The sequence below is a fragment of the Bacteroidota bacterium genome (genome assembly GCA_016194975.1).
Lineage (GTDB): Bacteria > Bacteroidota > Bacteroidia > Palsa-965 > Palsa-965.
The window spans coordinates 63,527-87,742 of sequence record JACQAM010000012.1 but is presented as its reverse complement, the minus strand read 5'-3'; the positions used below and the strand labels follow the sequence as shown (position 1 = coordinate 87,742).

Below are 24,216 nucleotides of genomic sequence, written 5' to 3'. Positions count from 1 at the left end.
ATCACTACGTAAAATTTGCTGCTTCTTACTCTATATTTGCTGAATAGAAAAAAAATGGAAACAACCACTGCACTCCGCAACACAGCGCTCGCCTCTAAACACATTTCTCTCGGCGCAAAAATGGTTCCCTTCGCGGGATATAACATGCCGGTTTCTTATTCCGGTTTGAATGAAGAACATCTTGCAGTCAGGAATTCGGTCGGCGTGTTCGATGTTTCTCACATGGGAGAATTCATTCTCAAAGGAGAAAAAGCGCTCGATCTTATCCAGAGTGTTACGAGTAATGACGCTGCTCAATTGTATGACGGCCGTGTGCAGTATTCCTGTCTTCCCAACGGCAAAGGTGGAATTGTAGATGATCTGCTCGTTTATCGTCTCGACGAAAAAACTTATTTGCTCGTGGTGAATGCTTCCAATATTGAGAAAGACTGGAACTGGATCAGTGATCATAATTCTTTCGGTGTGGAAATGAAAAATATTTCGGAACGCACTTCTCTTCTCGCGGTGCAGGGTCCTGATGCAATGAAAACGCTGCAGAAACTTACTGACATTAATCTTTCTGAAATTCCCTATTACCATTTCAAAAAGGCCCGCCCGAACGCCGAAGGCGGGCAGGGAAAATTTGCCGGGCACGATAATATTCTTGTTTCCAATACAGGTTACACAGGTGCCGGTGGATTCGAAATTTATTTTGACAATGAAATTGCGAATGACATCTGGGATAAAATTTTCAAAGCAGGAGAAGAATTCGGGATCAAACCCATCGGACTCGGTGCACGCGATACACTCCGTCTTGAAATGGGATTCTGTCTTTACGGAAATGATATTGACGATACCACTTCACCTATCGAAGCAGGTTTGGGTTGGGTAACCAAATTCAACAAAGAATTCACCGACAAAAAAATATTGCTCGAGCAAAAAGAAAAAGGAGTTTCAAGAAAACTTATTGCATTCGAAATGATTGAGCGTGGCATTCCGCGTCATGATTATGAGATCGTGGATGCAAACGGAAACAAAATAGGTAAAGTCACTTCGGGAACACAATCTCCTTCTTTGCAGAAAGGTATTGGAATGGGGTATGTGAAAACAGAACTGGCGAAAACAGGAAATGAAATTTTTGTCCGCGTTCGCGATAAAAACCTGAAAGCGCAGATCGTGAAATTGCCTTTCTATAAAAAATAGTCGAAGGAACGCGAAGATTTTTTCGCGATCCTCCAATGAAATATTAATTCATGACCGATTCTCCCGATCTAAAGGTCGACGCCTGTTTCTCTCCTTTTTTATATCCTGTTTACAGGGATGCTGAAAGTATAGTGGTGATCATAGATGTGCTGCGCGCTACTTCTGCCATCTGCACTGCTTTTCATTATGGCGCCGAAAAAATAATCCCGGTTGCAACAGTCGATGAAGCGCGCGTCTGGAAAGAAAAAGGAATTCTCGCCGGAGCAGAACGGAATGCGGTGAAAGTAGATGGATTTGATTTCGGTAATTCTCCTTTCGATTATATGGGCGAGAATATTTCCGGAAAAACAATTGCGCTTACTACAACCAACGGAACCCAGGCGATAGAAGCGGCGAAAGATGCTTACAAAGTGGTGATCGGTGCATTCACCAATATCTCTGCACTTGCAGACTGGCTCGTTTCGCAAAAGAGAAATGTGTTACTGCTCTGTTCGGGCTGGAAAAATAAATTCAATCTCGAAGATTCTCTTTTCGCCGGCGCAATGACCGCTGCGCTTGTAAAAAGAAATCCTGATTTCAAACTCGGTGATGCGGGGCTTGCGCTGCAGCATCTGTATAGAATTTCCGAAAAAGATCAGCGTATGTTTCTTGTGCGCGCTTCGCATAAAGAGCGCCTGCATCGCCTGAATCTGAAAGATGATGTGCGTTACTGTCTCCAACCTGATCTTACAACGGTGATCCCTGTACTGGAAAATGGAGCGCTGGTGAGAATGTGATAGGAGTAGGAATCCCGATAGCTATCGGGACGAAAACTCTACTAAAAGTTACTCAATACGAAATGAACGGAAAAGGTATCTTAAACAGTTTCTAAACGTATTTCCGAATCTTAAGTTTAGAATTAATCCGCATTTCGTAGTTTCGTATCAATTAGTATTTCGTAAAACTGGTTCATGCGAAAAATTCTGAAAAAAATATTTCCTCTTTTCATCGCCGTTTTTTTTGTGATGTTTTTTGCCCCGTCGCAGCAAGCGGAGTCGTGGGGATTTTACGGCCACAAAAAAATAAACCGTATGGCGGTATTCACACTCCCGCCGGAGATGTTCGGGTTTTACAAAAAACATATTGAGTACATCACTGATCACGCTGTAGATCCCGACATGCGCCGTTATTCTGTTGCGGAAGAAGCGCCGCGTCATTACATCGACATCGATCATTATGGTCCGCATTGTTTCGACAGTGTTCCGAAATTCTGGAAAAATGCGGTGGCGAAATATTCAGAAGACACGCTCAACGCCTATGGAATTGTTCCGTGGTGGATCGATGTGATGACTTATCGTTTGACGCAGGCATTCCGTGATGGAGACGTGGACAAGATCCTCCGGATTTCTGCCGAACTCGGACATTACGTTGCTGATTCAAATGTTCCGCTGCACACCACTGAAAATTATAACGGGCAACTCACGAACCAGGTGGGCATTCATGCATTCTGGGAATCGCGCGTTCCGGAATTACTCGGTGGTGATTATGATTTTTTTGTCGGGCGCGCGCAATATGTGGAATCACCGATCAACAGGGCATGGGAATCTGTAAAAACAAGTCATGAGGAAGTGGATTCTGTTCTGAAAATTGAAGCGCAGTTGAATGCAACGATCCCCGCCGACAGGAAATATTCTTTCGAAAATAAAGGAAATACTACGGTGAGAACTTATTCTGTCGAATATACCACGGCGTACAGCAATGCGTTGAACGGAATGGTCGAAAGAAAAATGAGATCATCCATTCTAATGCTTGGAAGTTTGTGGTACACGGCATGGGTAAATGCCGGGCAACCTGATCTTGATAAACTCGAAGACAAAGACGTGACTGATTCCACCAAAAAGGCGCAGGAAGCAGAAGAATACCTATGGAAAAACGGAAAATTGAAACCCAAAGGGCACGACGATTAGCTGTTAAATTTCTATAAGTTGCGTTATTTCTTTCAGATTGTATATTACTTTTGTTTCGCTTGAAAACGTTCAGAAAATATGCGCTGCTTTTTGTGATCACGCTCATTACGTGCGGTGGTATTTTTCTGCATAAGCAAAATGTGCTCGACAAAAGATTTCACTCTTCTATTATTCAGCCCGCTTCCGATGACCAGGTAACTTCCGATGCGACCGATGATGATGATGCGATCTATGCAGAGGACAACGACGGAGATGATTTTTCTGAAACACTTCTTCGCCTTCTTCCCGCTGCGATCGTTCTTTTCGCTTTTACTCTGATACTTTTTTCTTCCGCGCTTTTTTTCACTCCCGCTGTCATCTCAGTACGGCGCGATAATTTTCTCTCCAAACTCCGGGTCTTCCGGATCTGATGATGTGTTTTTCGTAACAAAAGTTACGCTGTCCCGAACATTCATCAATCTTTTTTACATCCATGAATCGCCTTCTATTAATGATGGCGCTGTTGCTCCCGGAAATTTTTTCTGCACGTACCAGCGCAATCGATTTCAGTTACGCAAATTCAGGCCAGACCGATACAGTTTTGCTTGATGTTACTGTTGCGGAGCAGCGCCTCGTGAGCCAGAGTCTCATGCTGATTTCTGCACGTTATAATATTGACATTGCGAAATCGGAAGTGACGCAGGCGAAAGCATGGTACAATCCGAATATTGTTTACACACAGTCCTTATATGATCCTACATCAGGAACGTGGCTCGATAATAATCCTTCATCAGGCCAGGTTGATGTGCAAATTCACCAGCTTTTTTCCATTGCAGGAAAACACATCAACGCAGTACGTCTTGCTGAAATTGATGTGCAACGAAATCAACTTGCTTTCGATGATCTTGCGCGCGCGCTCAAATTCGAATTGTACAGTGACCTCGCTGATCTTTACGAAGCGCAGCAAACCGATCTTGTTTTTACTGAGGAACTCGGCGCACTCGACCAGGTGATCGCGGCAGCACAACAGGAATTGAAACTCGGCGCTGCTGCAGGCAACGATGTCATTCGGTTAAAAGCAGAAAAACAATCTACGATCAGCGATAAATTAGCCAACCTGAATTTCATTGAAGAAATGGAAGCGCAATTGCGTGTGTTGCTCGGCTATCATGGAAATCCGTGGCTGAAGATTGATGAGGTTCCAATGCCTGCGGGAAATATTCCGGTGCTCGATTCACTCATTCAGAGTTCGATGAAACGTCCCGATGTTCAGTTGGCAGCAGCAGATGTAATGTGGAATGAACGCAACCTGAAATTGCAACGCTCGCAGGGTGTTCCTGATCTGGTGATGGGAACAGAGTATGACCGCCGCAGCAGTTATGTGAATAAGTTATGGACGGTGAATGCAGGAATGGATATTCCGATCTTCAATCGTAACCAGGGAAATATTCGCGCAGCAGGATTTGCATTGGTACAATCCGAGTACGACGATTCGCTTCAGCAACTTAATGCGCAATCAGAAGTGGTGTCGGCATACGGGCAATTCGTTCGCATACGCGAAGTGCGCGACAGTGTGAATGCGCAACCGGGCGTGATATCCGCGCATGGAAAAGATCCGGGAAGTTATTCTGCCGACATCGATCTGCTATTTAAAAACGCAGTCAGTAATTATTCTCAAAGAACCATCAGTCTCATCGAGTTTCTTGACCAGGTGAGAACTTACGAAGAAGCACGGCGTGGATTGATCACGCTTGATTCAGATTATTTCCGTGCTGCCCAACAATTGAATTACGTCACAGGAACAACGGTCATCCGTTGAAAAACAAAAATGAAAATGAGAACACATTGTTTCATCGCTGCCACTTTAGTTCTTCTTGTTTCGTGTGAACCGAAAAAGAATGAAGAAACTACAGTAAGCAATCCACCGGGGATCATTTCGCTCTCCAATGCGCAGCTCCATAACATTGCCACCGATACTGCTAAAACAGTCAAGGCGGATGAAGATCTCACGCTCACCGGAAAAATTTCTTTCGATGAAAGTAAAGTGGGAAAAGTTTACCCGCTCGTTGGCGGAAATGTAATTCGTGTGAATGTTTCGCTCGGCGATCAGGTTCGCAAAGGACAGTTGCTTGCTACCATTCGCAGTACCGACATCAGCGATCTGCAGAGCCAGTATTCTGTTGCGCTCAACAACCAGGCCGTTGCAAAAAAGAATCTCGACATCGCGCAGGAACTTTACAATACCAATGTGAATTCAGAAACACAATTGCTTGCTTCTAAAAATGAATATTCAAGAACGCAATCCGAATCGAACAGGTTGCTCCAGGCGCTTGCTGTTTACGGCGCCAGCACTTCGAATGCCGACGGACTTTATAATGTGTATGCGCCTATCGATGGATACGTGGTGGAAAAAAATGTGAATGAAGAAATGGAGATTCGTTCCGACAACGGAACAAATATTTTCACCGTATCATCGCTCAACACTGTTTGGGTTCTTGCTGATGTTTACGAAAGTGATCTTGCAAAAATAAATGTGGGCGATGAAGTGGAGGTGACCACACTGGCATACGAAGGAAAAATTTTCAAAGGTAAAATAGGACTCGTCGGAAATCTTCTTGATCCGGATACTAAAACGATGAAGATCCGGATAGAAATGGATAATCCTGATGCACTTTTAAAACCAGGAATGTTCGCAGTGGTGAAAGTACATATAGGCACTCCTGAAGTGGTGATCGCTGTTCCTTCCTCATCCGTTTTGTTCGATAATAACAAGACGTATGTGATGGTGAGAAAAACAACAAATCTTTTTGAAAAAAGACTGGTTGTTACAGGAGCGAACGCCGGAAAAAAAACATTTATCAAAAGCGGTTTGCAGAATGGTGATATAGTGATCACCGAAGGAAGTTTGCTCGCCGCTAACAATACGAATTAAAAAAGATCAGCAGGTATGAATAATTTCATGAAAAGCATTATTGCTTTTTCGCTGAAGAATAAACTTTTTATTCTTTTCATTACTGTGTTGACCGCTGTGATCGGTGTGATCAGTTATTTCAATACACCGGTCGAAGCTTTTCCAGATGTGACCAATACACAGATCGAGATCATTACACTGTGGCCCGGAAGAAGCTGCACCGAAATCGAAAAATTCGTAACGATCCCCATCGAGATCGCGATGAATTCTGTGCAGAAGAAAACGATCGTGCGTTCCATTTCTATGTACGGACTTTCTGACGTGATCATCATTTTCGATGACGGCATCGACGATCCATTTGCGCGGCAGCAAGTGAACAATCTTATTCACGATGTGGATCTGCCTGATGAAATAAAACCGGAAGTTCTTCCTCCCGGTGGGCCTACCGGAGAAGTTTTCCGTTACACCGTTCAAAGCAAACAACGCACAATAAAAGATCTCACTACAATCCAGAACTGGCAGATCGATCGTACGCTTCGCCAGGTTTCCGGCGTTGCAGATATCGTTACGTTTGGCGGCGATATAAAAACTTACGAGATACAAGTTGACCCACATTTGCTCACGAAATATGATCTCGCACCGCTTGATGTTTACGACGCAGTTGGAAAAAGTAATATCAATGTGGGTGGCGATATCATTGAACAGAATGAACAGGCCTTCGTGGTGCGTGGACTCGGTTTGCTGAAAAATAAAAATGATATTGAAGATATTATTATCAAAAGCGAAAATGGTACGCCCATACTTGTAAAAAATGTTGCAACTGTTATTGAATCGGCACTTCCACGCCTTGGATCAGTTGCACTCGATCACGACACCGATGTGGTGGAAGGAGTGGTGATCATGCGCAAAGGAGAAAATCCCGGAGAGTTCCTGCACAATTTAAAAGACAAAATCGAGAAACTCAACAACGGACTTCTTCCTGCTGATGTGAAGATAGTTCCGTTCTATGATCGCGACCGGCTCATTGGTTTCTGCACACACACGGTGCTTCACAATCTTTTCGAAGGAATTATTCTCGTCACATTAGTGGTTTTTATTTTCATGGCCGATTGGCGAACGACGGTAACTGTTGCAATGATCGTTCCCATGGCTTTGCTTTTCGCTTTCATTTGTTTACGCCTTATGGGCATGACAGCCAACCTCCTCTCGATGGGTGCAATAGACTTCGGCATCATTATCGACGGGGCAGTGGTAATGGTTGAAGGAGTCTTTGTGGCATTAGACCACAAAGCCCACGAGAGGGGGATGGTTGTCTTCAACAAATTAGCGAAGCTCGGGATGATCAAAAAAACAGGAGCAGAAATGGGCCGCGCCATCCTGTTTTCAAAGATCATTATTCTTACAGCGCTCATCCCGATTTTTTCTTTTCAGAAAGTGGAAGGAAAAATGTTTTCGCCGCTCGCGTTCACGCTCGGGTTTGCGCTGCTGGGTGCGCTCATCTTCACGCTCACGCTCGTGCCCGTGATGACGAGCATCCTGCTGAAGAAAAATGTGAGGGAAAAGAAAAATCCATTCACGAATTTCGTCACACGTGTTTTCATTAAAATGTTCGAGGCCGCATTCAGGAGAAAAAATCTCAGTCTTGTCCTTGCTTTTTCAATTCTTGCTGTCAGTATTTATTCTTTTAGATTTCTCGGCACAGAATTTTTACCGGAGTTGAATGAAGGTGCTTTGTGGGTTGAATCGAGTTTGCCATTGAGCGTGAACATTACGGAGTCGAGAAAGATCGCCGATAAAATGCGGCACATACTCATGCAGTTTCCTGAAGTGGATGGCGTATTATCACAAACAGGAAGGCCCGCTGACGGAACAGATCCCGATGGATTTTACAGCATCCAGTGCCAGGTGAATCTGAAACCGAAAGAAGAATGGACGCGCCAGATCTCGCAAGACGATCTCATTGACGAAATGGATAAAAAACTGAGACAGATTCCAGGCGTCATCTTCAACTATTCGCAACCGATCATCGACAATGTTCATGAAGCAGTGGCAGGAATGAATGCAGATATTGCTGTTAAAGTTTATGGGCCCAATCTGAAAATGATCGATTCACTCGGCCGGCAGATCATCCCGATCATGAACAGTGTGCGCGGAATTGATGACGTCGGATTATTGAAAACCATCGGTCAGCCGGAGTTAACGATCTCTACGGATAAAGCAAGAATGAAAGCATACGGTGTGAGTACCGGAGATTGCCAGACCGTAATTGAAATGGCGATCGGAGGAAAAGCTGCGACACAACTTTATGATGACGATAAACATTTTGATATTCGCTTGCGTTACAAACCCGAATTCCGCACGAACGAAGAAGACATCGGGAACCTGCTCGTACCTACAATCAACGGAAATAAAATTCCGCTGAAAGCGATCGCAAATATCGAGAAACGTATTGGCGACATACGCATCAGCCGCGACAACAACACGCGGTTTGGCGGAGTAAAATTTACAGTGCGCGACAGAGACCTTGGCAGTGCGATCAAGGAAGCGCAGGATTCCATTGACAAAAAAATAAAACCATTATTGCCGGAAGGTTATCATCTCGAATGGGCGGGTGAATATGAGAACCAGGTGCGCGCTACAAAAAGATTGGGACAGGTTGTGCCGATATCGCTCATCATTATTTTCGTCATTCTCTTCATTGCATTTGCGAATATTAAAGATGCAGTGATCGTTATCATTACGGTTCCTTTTTCGCTCATTGGCGGGATCATGGCGCTGCTCATCACCAATACGATCTTCGGGATCTCTGCAGGCATCGGGTTCATTGCGCTCTTCGGTGTTTGTGTGCAGAATGGCGTCATACTTATTTCTGTGTTCAAGAAAAATCTTTCGGAGAAAATGTCGCTCAAAGATGCGATCACTGCAGGCGTTGCTTCGCGTGTGCGCCCGGTGGTGATGACTGCAATGATGGCCGCTATCGGGTTATTTCCCGCGGCTATTTCCACAGGCATTGGTTCTGAAACGCAAAAACCGCTGGCAATTGTCATTATTGGTGGTCTTGTAAGTGCAACTATTTTGACACTTCTCGTTCTTCCTATTATTTTTGAGAAAGCTTACAAGCGCAAACATTCTGAGCTTGGATTATAAAGCACTTAATAAAATAAAATCTGCCCGATGATTAACTGCCCGAAAAAATTCTGTGAACACATTAGCGGGGTGAAAATATTTTTTCCGCTTTTATGTTTGTTCTTCACGTCGCGTGCGCTTGCACAAGCGGATGAAAAACCATTTGCCAATGACGCTCAATTATGGGAAAACATCAATGCAGAACATAAGTTACAGCGGAATTTTACCGCCCGTTTCAGTCACGAAGGAAGGATCACGAATAATATGACACGATTGACCTATTACTTCGAGGATTTCGGTGTGGAATATAAAATACCGAAAACGCATTTCAGTTTTTTACTCGATTATGTTTACATCCGGAAGCTGCAGCAAAAAAGTATGACGGAACTGTGGAGCAACAGGCATCAATATTATTTCGCGGTAAATTATTCATTTAAAGTAGGGCCGATCCACGTGCATGACCGGCAGATGCTCATGGGACAAGTGAAAGATCTTTATACAAGCACGAATGGAGGAGTACCGGACTGGTACCTGAGAAATAAAGTGACGTTGCGCTATGATCTTAATTTTTACTGGTCGGCCTATCTTGCGGAAGAATATTACTGGCACATGAATACGCCGCAACCGGATGCAACGCCTCATTTCAACCGCATGCGTTATTTTGCCGGGATCTATTATCATCTCGACAAGCGGAATGAATTTGAACTCTATTACCTCGTGGAGCAGCACACGAATGTTAACAATGCAAATCACAATTATGTACTGGGTTTAGGTTATGGTTTTACGCTTTAGTACAGTTGTGAACCGGCGATGGAAATTTTCTGACAGGTTTAGGACCATCGCCGGTGTTTTTTCCATAAAGTATATAAAGAAGAAGCTTGCCCGACGAAACGAAGTACAGGCGGGGAAGCAGCAGGCCGTCTTTCAAATAGTAAATCTGTGAAAATCTGCGCAATCAGTGGTAATATTTTTTTCCTGACTACCGATCTCTACCCTGAGAATGGCAAAGTGAAATGAATGATGAAGTGTGATTGAATTCAGATGAAGGCGATGAGAATTTTTCCGAAAATAATTTTCATCACCGCACGGAATCCTACCCAGAAAATATAAATATTGTAAATCCATGATCTTTTCTTCGGGAGGAACAGGCCGGCATATTCCGGCTGTGTTTCAAGAATGGCCGACATCACCATTATTTTTTTTCTCACCGCCGATCTTCTTTTTCCGAATGCAAGCGCACTGTCGATCATTCCGGCGGTCCATCGGAAATCGAGCATAAAATTCATTAGCCGTTCATCTTTTCCTTCCGCTACAATATTTTTTTTCTTCATTGCATCAGTGTAAAGAAAAATGGATTGGGCGTTTGGCATTTTTCCTCCCAGCAGATATTTCCCGATCACTTCCGCTTCTTTTTCGGGGGAAGAATTCATTCTGATTTTTTTAATTTCTCTTTCATCAATGCAATATCCTGTGCCAATGTTTTGTTCTGTTCCTGGAGCTTGGAAACCACAACAGAGAGATGCAACAGGTAAATGAAAACGGCGAAGAGCGCACCGGTGAAAATAAGATTCGGCGGATCGAAAACACCAACAAGATGCGCCACCACGTCGAGCCCTTTTCTCCAGAATGAAAATGCAATGAGCAGTACGGAACAGATGATCCAGATGATCGCATATTCTTCGCGTAATTTTCCGCGAATGATGAGACTCGCAATGAATGCAAGAAAACAAACACTTGCTGCAATGGCTATGATCTGGATGCGTTCCATTTGTCAGTAACAAAGTTATATGGAATTGCCAATGTCAAATTGCCGATTGGAACTCCGGATTCATTTTTTATTCTCGCTCCACGTTTTATAAATATCCTGCTGCTTCGGACGATCCTTCGGTATTTCATTAAGCGGTTTACATTCCCGGAGCATTGCTTTACATTCTGCCGGAAGCTGCTGGTACAATTCAGTTCCTCTTGTTTTCCACGCAATCATTTTTTCCGAAACATCTTTGATCGCAGAAGCAGGATTTCCTACAATGAGTTTTCGATTCGGAAATTCAGCATCGGAAGCCACGAGTGCAAGCGCACCCACAATACATTCGTCGCCGAGCACCACGTTATCGAGCAACACAGCATTCATTCCCACGAGACAATTTTTTCCGATCGTCGCGCCGTGAATGATCGCGCCGTGCCCGATGTGCGCTCCTTCTTTCAGCAAAACAGTTGTTCCCGGAAACATGTGGATCGTGCAATTCTCCTGCACGTTGCAACCGTCTTCAATAATAATTTCTCCCCAGTCGCCACGCAAAGCTGCACCGGGGCCGATGTAAACATTTTTTCCGATGATCACATTTCCTGTAACGACTGCCTGCGGATGAACGAAAGAAGATTCGTGAACTACCGGGCGATAACCATTGAATTCATAGATCATGTACCGAAAATACAAATTGTGAATTGAAAACGGGAAATACTTTCAACGATAGCTTTCTGTTGCTCATCGGATAATGTGAAGGAATCCGTTCCGCTGTTTTCCATCGATCTCTGCAATGTAATAGTAAACACCATCAGTGACCGGAGAATTTTTATACTTGCCGTCCCACGAAACATGTTCGCCGGAAGTGGAATAAAGTTTCATTCCCCAGCGATCATAGATCGTCAGTTTTATTTCACACTTTGAATTGATCACAAGACTGTCATTCACTCCATCGCCGTTCGGCGTAAAAATATTCGGAATGATCACCGTGCTTGCATCACAGATAACAGGTGGTGGTGGTGGTGGTGGAATGATGGTTAAACACGATGAATCGCATGCAGTGACTGAACTATCCAGTTGCGACATGGGATAAAGTTTTACATCATCAAGCACCACCTCTGTACACGAGCCACAGATGTGACCCCAGTTAGTGAACTTTACAGTTTGTGAAGCTGCCGTTGCGCGGAATTGAACAACATATCGCGAACCAACAAATGCAACAGAGGGATCAGTTGGGTAACACGGAAATAAAATATTTCCATAACCAAGATCCACGGCAAAAATTCCGCGATTCGTAAAAAAATCTTCTCCGCCGGTCCAGAATTCGAGTACGTAACAATCTCCGATAACAAGATTATTTACAGTCTGGGATAAACTAACGCCAGTGGCTCCACCGTAAGCTGCCGTGTTGTTCGGATAACCGGAAGGAATTCCGCTTGCAGCACAGGAAGTATATGCGATGCAGGAAGTATCACCTGCAGTTGCCGAACATGCGTTGCAGAAATAATTTCCCATGTAACAGGAATAAGTTCCCTGCACAACAGCCATTATAGAATTATCATACAATGCTGCATACGTCGAAGTACCACCTCCGGTGCAGGTCCAGTTGGCGATATCGCATGTATATCCTGATGATTGCGGACAGTAATAGGAGCCGGAACTACACGTACTTTGCTCGAATCCTCCATTGATGATCATGTTCGTCACATTGTCGCTGATGGAATCATTCTGCCGGAAACATTCTACACAAAGAACCTGCGCGGTGAGAAATTGTTGCAGGAACAATGCGGGAATAAGCGAAAGAAATATTTTATTAAAGTTCATGATCGCGGGGTGGGGATATTTTTTGTTATGAAACTTACTAAAGATAGGAAATGTAAAATGGATTTGCGAATTAATATTCTTCGCAGCACAGCAAATTTATCTTTAGAGCAACACGTTTTCCGAAATTCAAGCTCTTTCAATCACTACAGCATATCCCTGCCCAACACCAATGCACATAGTGACGAGTGCATATTTTTTATTTTTTTCCTGCAATTCTATCGCTGCAGAATTCAGGATACGTGCACCACTCATTCCAAGCGGATGCCCGAGTGCGATAGCGCCACCATTCGGATTCACGCGTGCGTCATTATCTGCGAGTCCCCACGAGCGCGTGCACGCAAGCGACTGCGCTGCGAAAGCTTCGTTGAGTTCTATGATGTCGATATCATTCCATTTCAATCCGGCTTTTTTCAGCGCAATGTTGCTTGCTTCTACCGGGCCAATTCCCATTATGCGCGGCTCTACACCGATCACGCCCATCGAAACAATTCTTGCCAATGGTTTTAAATTATTTTTTTTCACAGCGTCTTCCGATGCAAGCAATAATGCTGCGGCGCCGTCATTCAGCCCGGATGAATTTCCCGCTGTTACCGTTCCGTCTTTTTTAAATGAAGGTTTTAGTTTCGAAAGTCCTTCGGGTGTGGTGGATGGTTTTCCAAATTCATCTTTGTCAAAAATAATTGCATCCCCTTTTTTCTGAGGAATGGAAACAGGAATTATTTCTTTTTTAAACCTGCCGCTTGTAATTGCTGCCGCAGCTTTTTGCTGTGACCACGCTGAAAATTTATCCTGGTCTTCTCTTGAAACTTTATCTCTTCCCGCAAGATTCTCTGCCGTTTCTCCCATCGAATCGGTTCCGTATTTTTCTTTCATTTTCGGATTAATGAAACGCCATCCGAAACTTGAATCGAATAGTTGCGCATCTCTTCCGAATGGAGTGGAAGTTTTCGAGATCACCCACGGGCCACGCGTCATATTTTCAACTCCGCCCGCAATAATAAGTTCAGCATCTCCGCATGCGATGGCGCGCGCACCCGAGATCGCTGCAGAAAGTCCGGACGCACAAAGACGATTCACCGTTTCACCGGGAACAGAATTGGGAAGTCCGGCAAGAAGAAGAGCCATACGTGCTACGTTTCGATTGTCTTCGCCGGCCTGGTTCGCACAGCCGAGAATGACATCACCGATCATTGCCGGATCAACGGAAGGATTTTTTTTCATCAATTCTCCAATGACAAACGCGGCCATGTCGTCAGGACGAATGGTGGAAAGTGTTCCGCCGAAATTTCCGATGGGAGTACGGACGCCGTTGATGAGATATGCTGGTTTCATAAAAGAGAATTTTGCCGCTGATTGCGCTGATTTTCACTGAATGATTTATTGCACAAATGTTCTTGCTTTCTCCAATGCTTTCGGAATTCCACCAACATTACTTCCTCCACTCGTCGCAAAGAAAGGTTGTCCGCCTCCGCCGCCCTGGATTTCTTTGGCGAGTTCGCGGATAATTTTTCCTGCATCAAGATTTTTTTCTTTCACGAGGTTTTTCGAAATCATGATGGTGAGCGATGCTTTTTCATTTATTTCGGCGCCGAGCACTAAAAATAAATTTTCTACTTTTTCATCAATGCCGTAAGCAAGATCCTTGATGGCATCTGCAGAATTCAATTCAATTTTTGCTGCAATGAAATTAACGCCATTCACTTTCTCAACTTTAGCAATGAGTTCCGATTTTATTCCTTTTGCTTTTTCACGAAGAAAAAATTCGACCTGTTTTTCAAGAAAAGATTTTTCCTCGAACAATTGCTGTACACTTTTCAATACATCTTTCGGATGCTTCAGCAATTCTGCGATACCGTTCAGCGTTTGAATTTTTTCATCAATGAAATGTTCTGCTTTTGCAGAAGTGATCGCTTCCATCCGGCGAACACCGGCAGCGATCGCACTTTCACTGGTGATCCTGAACAGCCCGATCTGTCCTGTTGCAGGCACGTGTGTTCCGCCGCACAATTCGATGGAATAGTTTTTGTCGAATGTCACCACACGTACTACATCGCCGTATTTCTCCCCGAACAACGCCATTGCGCCGAGCTTACGAGCTTCATCGATCGGCATTTCTTTAATGCTGGAAGAAATATTTTCACGGATCTTTTCATTCACCACGCGTTCGATCTCAGCAATTTCTCCTTCGCTCACTTTCTGGTAATGTGAAAAATCGAAACGGAGATATTCTTCATTGACGAGCGATCCTTTTTGTTCGACATGCGTTCCGAGAATTTTTCTCAACGCGGCATGAAGCAAATGTGTCGCACTGTGATTGTTCTCGGTGAATTTTCTTTTCGCAGCATCCACGCACGCATGAAAAATTTTGGTCACATCTTCGGGGAGCCGATCTGCAAAATGAATGACGACTCCATTTTCTTTTTTTGTATCGGTGATCTTGATTTTCTCATTGGCAGATTCAAGAAAACCGGTGTCTCCAACTTGTCCGCCGCTTTCAGCATAGAATGGGGTTTTGTCAAGAACCAATTGAAAAAAATCTTTTCCTTTTGCTTTTACTTTTCGGTAACGGACAATTTTCGATTCGCTTTCTGTTTTTTGATATCCGACGAATTCTGTTTTTGCATCTTTGATCAATTCCACCCAATCGTCCGTATCAATTGCTGTTGCGGAACGGGAACGTTCTTTCTGCGCTTTCAGATGTTTGTTGAATCCATCCATATCCACACTCACTTTCAGTTCACGGGCGAGAAGTTGAGTGAGATCGATAGGAAATCCATAGGTGTCAAAAAGTTCAAATGCAAAAAAACCATCGATTGTTTTTCCGGAATTTTTCTTTGTGTAATCTTCAAACCGGTTTATTCCACTCGCCAACGTTCTCAAAAAAGATCTTTCCTCTTCTTCAATCACCGAAGTGATCAGCGTTTTTTGCTTATTCAACTCAGGAAAAAATTCGCCCATTTCACCTGCAAGCGTGTCAACCAATCTGCAGAGCAATGGTTCTTTGGTTCCGAGAAAAGAATAATAATATCGCACCGCACGACGCAAAATTCTTCGAATCACATAACCTGCTCCTGTGTTCGAAGGAAGTTGTCCATCCGCAATCGCAAATGAAATTGCGCGAATGTGATCGGATAAAACTCTTATTGCAATATCCTGTTTGGAATTTGTTCCTGAATATTTTCTTGAAGTAAGTTTTTCAATTTGATTGATGATCGGAAGAAAAACATCCGTATCATAATTCGATTGTTTTCCCTGCATAACGCGCACGAGGCGCTCGAAGCCCATGCCCGTGTCCACGTGCTGCGCGGGAAGTTTTTCAAGTGAACCATCGGCCTTGCGATTGAATTCCATAAACACATTGTTCCAGATCTCGATCACTTGCGGATGATCATGATTCACCAATGTTGCGCCATTTATTTTTTTCCGTTCTTCCTCATTGCGCGAATCAAAATGAATTTCTGAACAGGGGCCGCACGGGCCGGTATCGCCCATCTCCCAGAAATTATCTTTTTTATTTCCGCGCAGAATTCTTTCTTCCGGTAAATATTTTTTCCATTGATCAAAAGCTTCCTGGTCGAATGCTAATTTCTCTGCAGAATTCCCTTCGAAAACAGTTGCATATAATCTATCCGTGGGCAATTCATAAACTTCCGTGAGTAATTCCCAGCTCCAGTCGATCGCTTCTTTTTTGAAATAATCTCCAAAGCTCCAGTTGCCGAGCATTTCGAACATCGTGTGATGATACGTATCGACACCTACTTCTTCGAGATCATTATGCTTTCCGGAAACGCGCAAACATTTCTGCGTGTCGGCAACGCGTTTGAATTTTGCAGGAGAATTTCCGAGGAACCATTCTTTGAATTGATTCATTCCCGCATTGGTGAACATGAGCGTAGGATCATTCTTGATCACCATGGGTGCAGATGGAACAATTTCATGTCCTTTCGAGCGGAAAAATTCAAGAAAAGTGCGACGGATCTCTTTAGCGTTCATCCTGATTTTTAGTGGCAACAAAGTTAATCTTTATGACGGAATGAATTACTTACAGCGCAAAAATGCAAATGATAAAACGAGTTAATTTCATTGGAGAAATGATCCGTTAAAGGCGTATCGGTTCGTATATTAGCGGAATAAGTAATTCGTACTCTTGTCGAAGATCCGTTATAAATACAATACAAAAACGCTCAGTTACGAGAAAGCTGTTACGCCCATCGTGACAAGGATTTTCCGTGTAATTTCTTTTTTGTTCACGGCTTCAGTGATCGGCGCGGTTTCGGTTGTAATCTCATTTCGTTATTTCGATTCGCCGAAAGAAAAACAAATGAGGCGCGAACTGGAAACAGCGAAATTGCAATACGATCTGCTGAATAGAAAAGTGGACCAGATGAATCTCGTGATGCAGGATCTTTCAGGACGCGATAATAATATTTACCGCGCTATTCTTGAAACGGATTCTATTCCCGACGCATTGCGCAAAGCCGGTTTCGGAACGGTGGATCGTTACAAGTCGCTTGAAGGATTTGAATATTCAACGATGATGGTTTCGCTCACGCAGAAAGTAGATCGGCTGGAAAAAGAAATGTACATCCAATCGAAATCGTATGATGAAGTGATCAAACTTGCCAAAGGAAAAGAAAATATGCTCGCATGCATTCCATGCATCATGCCGATCTCGAATAAAGATCTGAAGCATGCACCCGGCGGATTCGGCTGGAGAATTCATCCTATTTATAAAACGCCGGAGTTTCATCCGGGAATGGATTTTGCAGCGCCGCAGGGAACAGAAATTTTTGCGACTGCCAACGGAACAGTGACGGTTGCTGATGATAAATCGCAGGGTTATGGAAATCATGTGGTGATCGATCACGGTTATGGTTACGAAACACTTTACGGGCACATGGTGCGTTTCATTGTTGTTCCGGGACAAAAAGTAAAACGCGGACAGGTGATCGGTTATGTAGGAACAACAGGATTATCGACAGCGCCGCATTGTCATTACGAAGTGCATAAGAATGGCGAACTGATGAACCCGGTGAATTATTACATGGAAGATCTCACGCCCGAGCAGTACGCACTCATCATCAAACTTTCTTCCGAAACTTCACAAACTTTCGACTGATGAAAAAAATATTTTTTTCTCTCGCACTTATTTCTTCCATTTCTTTTTCACTCACTGCACAACAGAAAGACACGATCACGATTGCAGCGGTTGGCGACATCATGCAGGGAACAAATTATCCCGGCAAAGAATATCTTGCTCCGAATGACGGACGTGATCTGCTGAGCCCGGTGAAAGATATTCTGCGCAGCGCCGATCTTACATTCGGAAACAGCGAAGGAACTTTTCTCGACAGCGGCGGAACGGTGAAGAGTTGCAGCAATCCCAAGATCTGTTATGCATTCCGTCAACCGGAACATTATGCAAAATATCTTGCTGATGCAGGGTTTGATCTGGTGAGTGTGGCGAATAATCACGTTGGAGATTTCGGTGAAGAAGGAAGAAAAGGAACCATGCGCGCGCTCGACAGTGCAGGAATTTATTATGCGGGGCTTGTTTCGAAGCCGTATGTGATTTTTGAAAAAGGCGGCATTAAATATGGTTTCTGTGCATTTGCACCCAACACAGGAACGATGGACATCAATGATCTTGACAGCGCAAAAAAAATAGTTGCTTATCTCGACTCACGCGCCGATATCGTCATTGTTTCTTTTCACGGTGGCGCTGAAGGAGAAAGCCGCGATCACGTGTTGCGTGCGCACGAAATTTTTCTTGGTGAAGACCGCGGTGATGTGTATGCGTTCGCGCACGGTGTGATAGACGCCGGTGCTGATCTTGTTTTCGGAAGCGGTCCGCATGTAACGCGCGGTGCGGAAGTTTACAAAGATCGTTTCATTGCTTACAGTTGCGGAAATTTCTGCACCTACAATCGTTTTAATTTAAAAGGGAAATGCGGCCATGCTCCAATCGTAATGGTGAAAGTGGACCGGCATGGAAAATTTCTCGGCGGAAAAATAATTGCAACGAAGCAGGAGGGTGAAGGAGGGCCGGTTCCTGATCCGGCAAATTCAGTGATCAATGAAATGATCGCGCTCTCTACAAATGATTTTCCCGAATCGAAACTGGTAATTGAAGCGGATGGAAAGATGTACGTGAAATTTTAAAACGTACTGTAAAAGTTAGCTTCTTATTGCTATACTTTTTAGTATTTTGAAAACTGGTTTTAAAAAAATCTTCCTGAAGGATCGCAGAAAAAAACAGGAAATAAAAACAGGGAAAACCTCAGTGCAATTTCAGTTCATCTTTTCCTTCGACAAACATTCTCATGAGAGGTCCGCTCATCAAACTCGTAACAATAGCCATGAAAACGATCGCGACGAAAACCGGGAGTGAAATGATCTGTGCATCCAATGCAAGTGTTCCGAGAATGATCCCCATCGATCCGCTGGCGTTCAATCCGAAAGCGACGGCGAGTGAATTTCTCGTTGAAAGTCCGCCGAGTTTTGCGCCCGTTGTCGCGCCAATAAGTTTTCCCGCACAAGCAAGCACAAGAACGACCGCCACGATCTTCCAGTCAAAATTACCAATGAAGTCCACCTTCAATCCGATCGAAACAAAAAACAGCGGCGCGAAAAAATTCGTGACAAACTGCAGAATGATATCGCGCGCCTGTTGCTTGAGGTGAACAGAATCGCCGATCGCAATTCCGGCAATGAATGCGCCGAGTATCGCGTGAATGTTTATGCTTTCGGTGAATGCCGAGCAAAGCAAACACAAACCAAGACTCATCGCGAGCACTCCGCCCGGCCAGGAAAGTTTCGTCTGTATCCACGGCATGATGCGGTCAATTATTTTTCGCCCGATGAAGAGCATGAACGCACCGAATGCAATAATGTAAAAGATCGTGGAGCCAAGACTCAGTGTATTGTGATTATGTCCGCTCATGGAAAGAATGAACGAGAAGAATAACCATCCGACAAGATCATTGAACATCGCCGATGCAATGATGATCATTCCCACATTCGTCTTAAATAAATTCATGTCCATGAGAATTCTCGCGATCACCGGCAATGCGGAAATGGAAAGCGCTGTTCCAAGAAAAAGTGAGAACAGCAAACGATTTTTTTCATCACCGATCACACCGAAAAATTGCGGATAATACCATGCGATGGCGAAGCCCGTGAAGAATGGTATGATCATACTTCCGACCGCAGTAAAAACCGCCGTCTTCCCTTGCCGCAATACCATCGGCAACTGCACTTCCATTCCGGCGACGAACAACAGCATGATCACCGACAAACTAAAAATTCCATCGAGCGCGATCGAAACATGCTGGTTTGTTGTAAGCGGAAAAAGATAATTGAAAAGATTGGGACATAATCTTTGCAGCACAGTCGGGCCAAGCAGGATGCCGACAAATAATTCTCCCATCACCACCGGCAGTTTCAGTTTTTTGCCGAGCTCCGAAATTATTCTCGAAAGCACGAGCATCGTACTGATGGCGAGCAACAGGATGACAAGATCGTTATGTTCCAGTTTTGCGATCATCAGTGACTGATCCTCGAGTGAACGATGAGTACGTTGCCCGGAAGATTTTCCAGGACATATTCCATATCGTGAGTAAAGATGCGATCCATCAATCCATATTTCTGATCGGGAGAATTCAGCACAAGCAGGTCAGCTTTTTTTGATTCCGCATATTGCCTTATGGCGAATCCGGGTTTTCCGTTCAGCGGTTTATCGGTGATGTTGATCTGATCATCTTTGGAAAGTTCGTGAACGAGCTGATGGATCTTGTTGCGTTCGTGTTCGCCGAATTCTTTTTTGATGCGCGACGCTTCGATCGCCGTCGTATCTGTGGCAACACTCATCGCGAATTCCGCCTGTTGCGATTCCATGGCAACGATCAATTCTTTTCCGCCTGTTTGTTTTGCGAAATACAACGCAGTGCGGATCGTATGTTCCGTTTTGGGATTTTCAAGTCCGTTCACCATCAGTTTGCGGAACTTCGATCCGTTTTTTGCCGGCGCGGTAAGCAGCAACACCGAACATTTTGCGCGGCGCGAAATTTTTCTTGCGACAGATCCGAGATAGAAGCGCAATACATTTTCTTTGCGCAACGCACCTACTACTAAAAGGTCTACAGCATTGAGTTTACATAATTCAAGAAGTGTGGTCACGGGGTTTCCGTTGTTCCAGATCACTCTTGTTTTTTTCTCATCTATGCCGAGATTACGGAATGCTTCATCGAGTTTCGCTTCTTTGCTCCGATTCCGTTCCCCAATATGAAAAACGATCAGTTGCGCGTTGAAGGCAGTGGCCAGACGATACGATTCTCCGAGCAGATCTTCGAGGCGGGGCGAGAAAGCGACGGCGACTCCTATTGTTTCGATCGGGAAAGGTGGCCTTCCTTTGAGTTTTGTGTAATCCATTTGCGGGTTTATGACAGATTTCTGTAAAAATAAGGAAATGGTTATGAGTTATGGGTCAAAATAAACTCATAACTCAAAACCCAAATCCGCACTGCAAAATACCCCGTATATTGTAGCAGAAATGATCATACTCATCTTCTTTCTCTGCCACTGGTTTCTCTCACTTTTCTGCCAGACTTTTTTTCTGCATCGCTATTGTTCGCACAAAATGTTCACGATGTCGAAAGGATGGGAACGTACTTTTTATTTTTTCACTTTCCTCACGCAGGGTTCTTCCTTTCTGAATCCGCGTGCGTACGCCATCATGCACCGCATGCACCACGCATACAGCGATACGGATAAAGATCCGCACTCGCCGCATTTTATCAAAGATGTTTGGGGGCTCATGATGAAAACCAAACGCATTTACCAGGATTTCGTGAAATACAAAACAGAACCCGAACCGGAATTCCTCATTCATTATCCAACCTGGCCTTTGCTCGACAAGATAAGCGACAGTTGGCTGGTGCGTATTTTTTTCGGCGCTGCTTATTTCGTTTTCTATTTTTTCTTTGCAACACACTGGTGGATGTATGCGTTGCTTCCGATTCATTTTCTCATTGGGCCGATACAGGGAGCCATTGTCAACTGGTGCGGACACAAATACGGTTACCAGAATTTCAACAATAAAGATCATTCCAAGAATACGATTCCTGTGGAATTATTTTTAATGGGTGAATTAATGCAGAACAATCACCATAAAAGTCCGAACAATCCCAACTTCGCAAAAAAATGGTTTGAGTTCGATCCGACGTATCCTGTTATGAAAGTATTTCACTGGTTACATATTATTCAACTTCGAAGACAGTGAAAAAAGTTGGTCATCGGTTTTGTTGGTAGTTGATGGTAGCATCAGCTTGCAAAACCACCAACGAGCAACCAAAAAATCGCCAACAAAAAAATGAATCCCTTCATCGAAATTCCCCTCGTCTCATTCGCCTGCTGCTCCATCGTGATGATCATCATCTGGATATGGGCTTATAGAATTCAGAATGCCGGAGTCGTTGATATTTTCTGGGCATTCAATTTCACGATCATTGCTGCGGTGATTTATTTCATGGCCGATGGATATGCGCCGCGCAAAGAAGTAGTTTGCATTCTCGCGGCATTGTGGAGTTTGCGTTTGGGAATTTATCTTCTCATTCGCGTGGGTTCTCATCTTGATCATGAAGAAGGCCGCTATGCGCAATTGAGAAAAGAATGGGGGCCAAAACCGGATCGTACTTTTTTCTTTTTTTTCCAGGCGCAGGCGTTGTCGAATATTTTTCTTGCTACACCTTTCTTCATCATCGCTTTGAATAAAACAGATCACCTTTCCATTCCTGAAATGACCGGCGCAGGAATGTGGCTGCTCTCGATAATCGGTGAAGGTGTTTCTGACTGGCAATTGAAAAATTTCAAAAAAGATCCGGCCAATAAAGGAAAAGTGTGTGAAGCAGGATTGTGGGGATGGTCGCGTCATCCGAATTATTTTTTCCAGTTCATGATATGGGTCTCCGTTTTTATTCTCGCACTTTCGAGCAATTGGGGATGGATCTCTTTTGTTTGTCCGCTCACGATCTTCATGCTCATCTGGAAAGTCACCGGAATTCCAATGACCGAAGAACAGTCGGTGCGATCGAGAGGAGATCTCTACCGCGATTACCAACGAAGAGTAAGTGTGTTTGTTCCATTACCTCCTAAGAAAAAGTAATCCGTGCTGATCCGTGAAATCAGTGGCAAATTTCCTGTCGAGAGTATTTATTAATACTACAGTAATCTTGCCACTGATTGCACAGGTTTTCACTGACTCATTTGTAAATCAGTCTCAATCTGTAATCTGTAATCTCCATACAAATCTGTAATCCTCCCTGGTGAATATCGATTCCCTTCTCGAAAAAAATCTCCTCCCCGACTCCGCCATTCGCGCCGGGATCAGAAAATTATTAAAACAACGCTTGCGCGAAGAAAAAAGATCTTCGCCCGATGAGCAGCAAAAACATTTCAATTCACTGATCGAGCTCTGCAGAAATTCTCCCATTGCCATTGAAACAAAAGCTGCGAATGAACAGCATTACGAAGTGCCAACTGAATTTTACCAATATTGCCTCGGGCCGAATTTAAAATACAGCAGCGCATTTTATAAACCCGGTATCACTTCGCTCGCGCAGGCGGAGGCCGATATGCTCGCACTCACCTGTGAGCGGGCGGAGCTTAAAGACGGAATGGAAATTCTCGAACTTGGTTGCGGATGGGGATCACTCACGTTGTGGATGGGAAAATATTTTCCGAATGCAAAGATCATCGCGGTTTCCAATTCACGTACACAGAAAGAATTCATTGATTCCGCGGCGAAAGAAAGAGGAATAAAAAATATTGAGATCATCACCGCCGACATGAATGCGTTCAGCACGGATAAAAAATTCGATCGCGTTGTTTCCGTTGAAATGTTCGAGCACATGCGCAATCACAGAATGCTTTTGAAAAAAATTTCCGACTGGATGAAAGACGATGCTAAATTATTCGTTCACATTTTTGTTCACCGCGAATATTTATATTTTTTTGAATCGAAAGATGAATCGGATTGGATGTCGCGCTATTTTTTCACGGGCGGAATGATGCCTTCCGATCATTATCTCTATTACTGGAATGAAGATCTGAAAGTGAAAAAACACTGGCGCGTTTCCGGGATGCATTATTCAAAAACTTCCGAGGCGTGGCTGGAAAATATGGACCGGAATAAAAATTCCATTCTTCCGTTATTCGGGAAAACCTACGGAAATGAAAATGCAAAAAAATGGTGGGTGTACTGGCGCGTGTTCTACATGTCGTGCGCAGAATTGTGGGGCTATAAGAATGGAGAAGAATGGTTCGTGGGGCATTATTTGCTGGGGAAATAGAAGAGTACGTTCTCCTGGAATTTATTTCTACAGAATCAGTGATGGAAAAACTTCGAAGACTGGAAAAGTTCAAGTGAGTCGCTGATCATTAACTGACAATTATCAATAAAACACGGCGGATAAATTTTCGTCCTGTTTTATTTTCCCTTCCTTTTA

21 protein-coding genes are annotated in these 24,216 nt (G+C 44.0%); 13 read left to right on the top strand and 8 right to left on the bottom strand.

The genetic code is table 11. The features are described from left to right. The first annotated feature begins 54 nt into the window (after nucleotides 1-54). The 8 genes from gcvT (at nucleotide 55) to HY064_09030 (ending at nucleotide 9,936) form a co-directional block, all read left to right on the top strand. Nucleotides 55-1,182: a glycine cleavage system aminomethyltransferase GcvT gene (gene gcvT / locus HY064_09065; protein ID MBI3510803.1), complete on the top strand. Its 1,128-nt coding sequence runs from the start codon at nucleotides 55-57 to the stop codon at nucleotides 1,180-1,182. Nucleotides 1,183-1,232: 50 nt separating this feature from the next. Continuing rightward, entirely contained in the window at nucleotides 1,233-1,958 is a 726-nt protein-coding gene (locus HY064_09060; GenBank protein MBI3510802.1) for a 2-phosphosulfolactate phosphatase, read from the top strand. A 228-nt stretch (nucleotides 1,959-2,186) separates the two neighbouring features. Continuing rightward, the gene (locus HY064_09055) at nucleotides 2,187-3,128 is read left to right on the top strand and encodes a S1/P1 Nuclease (protein ID MBI3510801.1); all 942 of its coding nucleotides are present in this window, start codon (nucleotides 2,187-2,189) and stop codon (nucleotides 3,126-3,128) included. 59 nt (nucleotides 3,129-3,187) lie between these two features. Beyond that, on the top strand, nucleotides 3,188-3,538 hold the full coding sequence (locus tag HY064_09050) for a hypothetical protein (GenBank protein ID MBI3510800.1): 351 nt from the start codon (nucleotides 3,188-3,190) through the stop codon (nucleotides 3,536-3,538). Between the two features lie 62 nt (nucleotides 3,539-3,600). Next, complete coding sequence (locus tag HY064_09045; protein ID MBI3510799.1) at nucleotides 3,601-4,926, top strand: TolC family protein; 1,326 nt, start codon at nucleotides 3,601-3,603, stop codon at nucleotides 4,924-4,926. 15 nt (nucleotides 4,927-4,941) lie between these two features. Beyond that, nucleotides 4,942-6,039, top strand: a complete 1,098-nt coding sequence (locus tag HY064_09040; GenBank protein MBI3510798.1) for an efflux RND transporter periplasmic adaptor subunit — start codon at nucleotides 4,942-4,944, stop codon at nucleotides 6,037-6,039. Between the two features lie 15 nt (nucleotides 6,040-6,054). Beyond that, nucleotides 6,055-9,165, top strand: a complete 3,111-nt coding sequence (locus HY064_09035) for an efflux RND transporter permease subunit (protein ID MBI3510797.1) — start codon at nucleotides 6,055-6,057, stop codon at nucleotides 9,163-9,165. A gap of 69 nt (nucleotides 9,166-9,234) precedes the next feature. Then, the gene (locus HY064_09030; GenBank protein ID MBI3510796.1) at nucleotides 9,235-9,936 is read left to right on the top strand and encodes a DUF2490 domain-containing protein; all 702 of its coding nucleotides are present in this window, start codon (nucleotides 9,235-9,237) and stop codon (nucleotides 9,934-9,936) included. A 245-nt stretch (nucleotides 9,937-10,181) separates the two neighbouring features. On the opposite strand, the gene HY064_09025 is transcribed toward HY064_09030, so the two are convergent. From HY064_09025 to alaS, 6 genes are all read right to left on the bottom strand, one after another. After that, the gene (locus HY064_09025; GenBank protein ID MBI3510795.1) at nucleotides 10,182-10,574 is read right to left on the bottom strand and encodes a hypothetical protein; all 393 of its coding nucleotides are present in this window, start codon (nucleotides 10,572-10,574) and stop codon (nucleotides 10,182-10,184) included. Beyond that, nucleotides 10,571-10,912: a DUF2304 domain-containing protein gene (locus HY064_09020; protein MBI3510794.1), complete on the bottom strand. Its 342-nt coding sequence runs from the start codon at nucleotides 10,910-10,912 to the stop codon at nucleotides 10,571-10,573. Before HY064_09020 ends, HY064_09025 begins: the two co-directional genes overlap by 4 nt. A gap of 60 nt (nucleotides 10,913-10,972) precedes the next feature. Next, a complete protein-coding gene (locus HY064_09015; GenBank protein ID MBI3510793.1) occupies nucleotides 10,973-11,566 on the bottom strand; it encodes a transferase hexapeptide repeat family protein in 594 nt (197 codons plus the stop codon). A 63-nt stretch (nucleotides 11,567-11,629) separates the two neighbouring features. Next, nucleotides 11,630-12,712: a gliding motility-associated C-terminal domain-containing protein gene (locus HY064_09010; GenBank protein MBI3510792.1), complete on the bottom strand. Its 1,083-nt coding sequence runs from the start codon at nucleotides 12,710-12,712 to the stop codon at nucleotides 11,630-11,632. Nucleotides 12,713-12,838: 126 nt separating this feature from the next. Next, nucleotides 12,839-14,044, bottom strand: a complete 1,206-nt coding sequence (gene pcaF, locus HY064_09005; protein MBI3510791.1) for a 3-oxoadipyl-CoA thiolase — start codon at nucleotides 14,042-14,044, stop codon at nucleotides 12,839-12,841. Nucleotides 14,045-14,089: 45 nt separating this feature from the next. After that, complete coding sequence (gene alaS, locus HY064_09000; GenBank protein MBI3510790.1) at nucleotides 14,090-16,705, bottom strand: alanine--tRNA ligase; 2,616 nt, start codon at nucleotides 16,703-16,705, stop codon at nucleotides 14,090-14,092. Between the two features lie 154 nt (nucleotides 16,706-16,859). Here alaS and HY064_08995 point away from each other — a divergent pair, with 154 nt between their 5' ends. Both HY064_08995 and HY064_08990 read left to right on the top strand, forming a co-directional pair. Beyond that, the gene (locus HY064_08995) at nucleotides 16,860-17,831 is read left to right on the top strand and encodes a M23 family metallopeptidase (GenBank protein MBI3510789.1); all 972 of its coding nucleotides are present in this window, start codon (nucleotides 16,860-16,862) and stop codon (nucleotides 17,829-17,831) included. Beyond that, the gene (locus tag HY064_08990; protein ID MBI3510788.1) at nucleotides 17,831-18,874 is read left to right on the top strand and encodes a CapA family protein; all 1,044 of its coding nucleotides are present in this window, start codon (nucleotides 17,831-17,833) and stop codon (nucleotides 18,872-18,874) included. Before HY064_08995 ends, HY064_08990 begins: the two co-directional genes overlap by 1 nt. 118 nt (nucleotides 18,875-18,992) lie before the next feature. Here the strand turns inward: HY064_08990 and HY064_08985 are convergent, their stop codons facing one another. Both HY064_08985 and HY064_08980 read right to left on the bottom strand, forming a co-directional pair. After that, nucleotides 18,993-20,255 (bottom strand): cation:proton antiporter, encoded by a 1,263-nt coding sequence (locus HY064_08985; protein ID MBI3510787.1) that lies wholly within the window; start codon nucleotides 20,253-20,255, stop codon nucleotides 18,993-18,995. Nucleotides 20,256-20,257: 2 nt separating this feature from the next. Continuing rightward, nucleotides 20,258-21,142, bottom strand: a complete 885-nt coding sequence (locus HY064_08980) for a universal stress protein (protein ID MBI3510786.1) — start codon at nucleotides 21,140-21,142, stop codon at nucleotides 20,258-20,260. 121 nt (nucleotides 21,143-21,263) lie between these two features. Between HY064_08980 and HY064_08975 the strand changes: the two genes are divergently transcribed. From HY064_08975 to HY064_08965, 3 genes are all read left to right on the top strand, one after another. Further along, entirely contained in the window at nucleotides 21,264-21,992 is a 729-nt protein-coding gene (locus HY064_08975) for an acyl-CoA desaturase (protein ID MBI3510785.1), read from the top strand. Nucleotides 21,993-22,082: 90 nt separating this feature from the next. Further along, nucleotides 22,083-22,874, top strand: coding sequence for a DUF1295 domain-containing protein (locus tag HY064_08970; GenBank protein ID MBI3510784.1), 792 nt, complete (start codon nucleotides 22,083-22,085; stop codon nucleotides 22,872-22,874). A gap of 157 nt (nucleotides 22,875-23,031) precedes the next feature. After that, nucleotides 23,032-24,060 (top strand): class I SAM-dependent methyltransferase, encoded by a 1,029-nt coding sequence (locus tag HY064_08965; protein MBI3510783.1) that lies wholly within the window; start codon nucleotides 23,032-23,034, stop codon nucleotides 24,058-24,060. The last annotated feature ends 156 nt before the right edge of the window (nucleotides 24,061-24,216 follow it).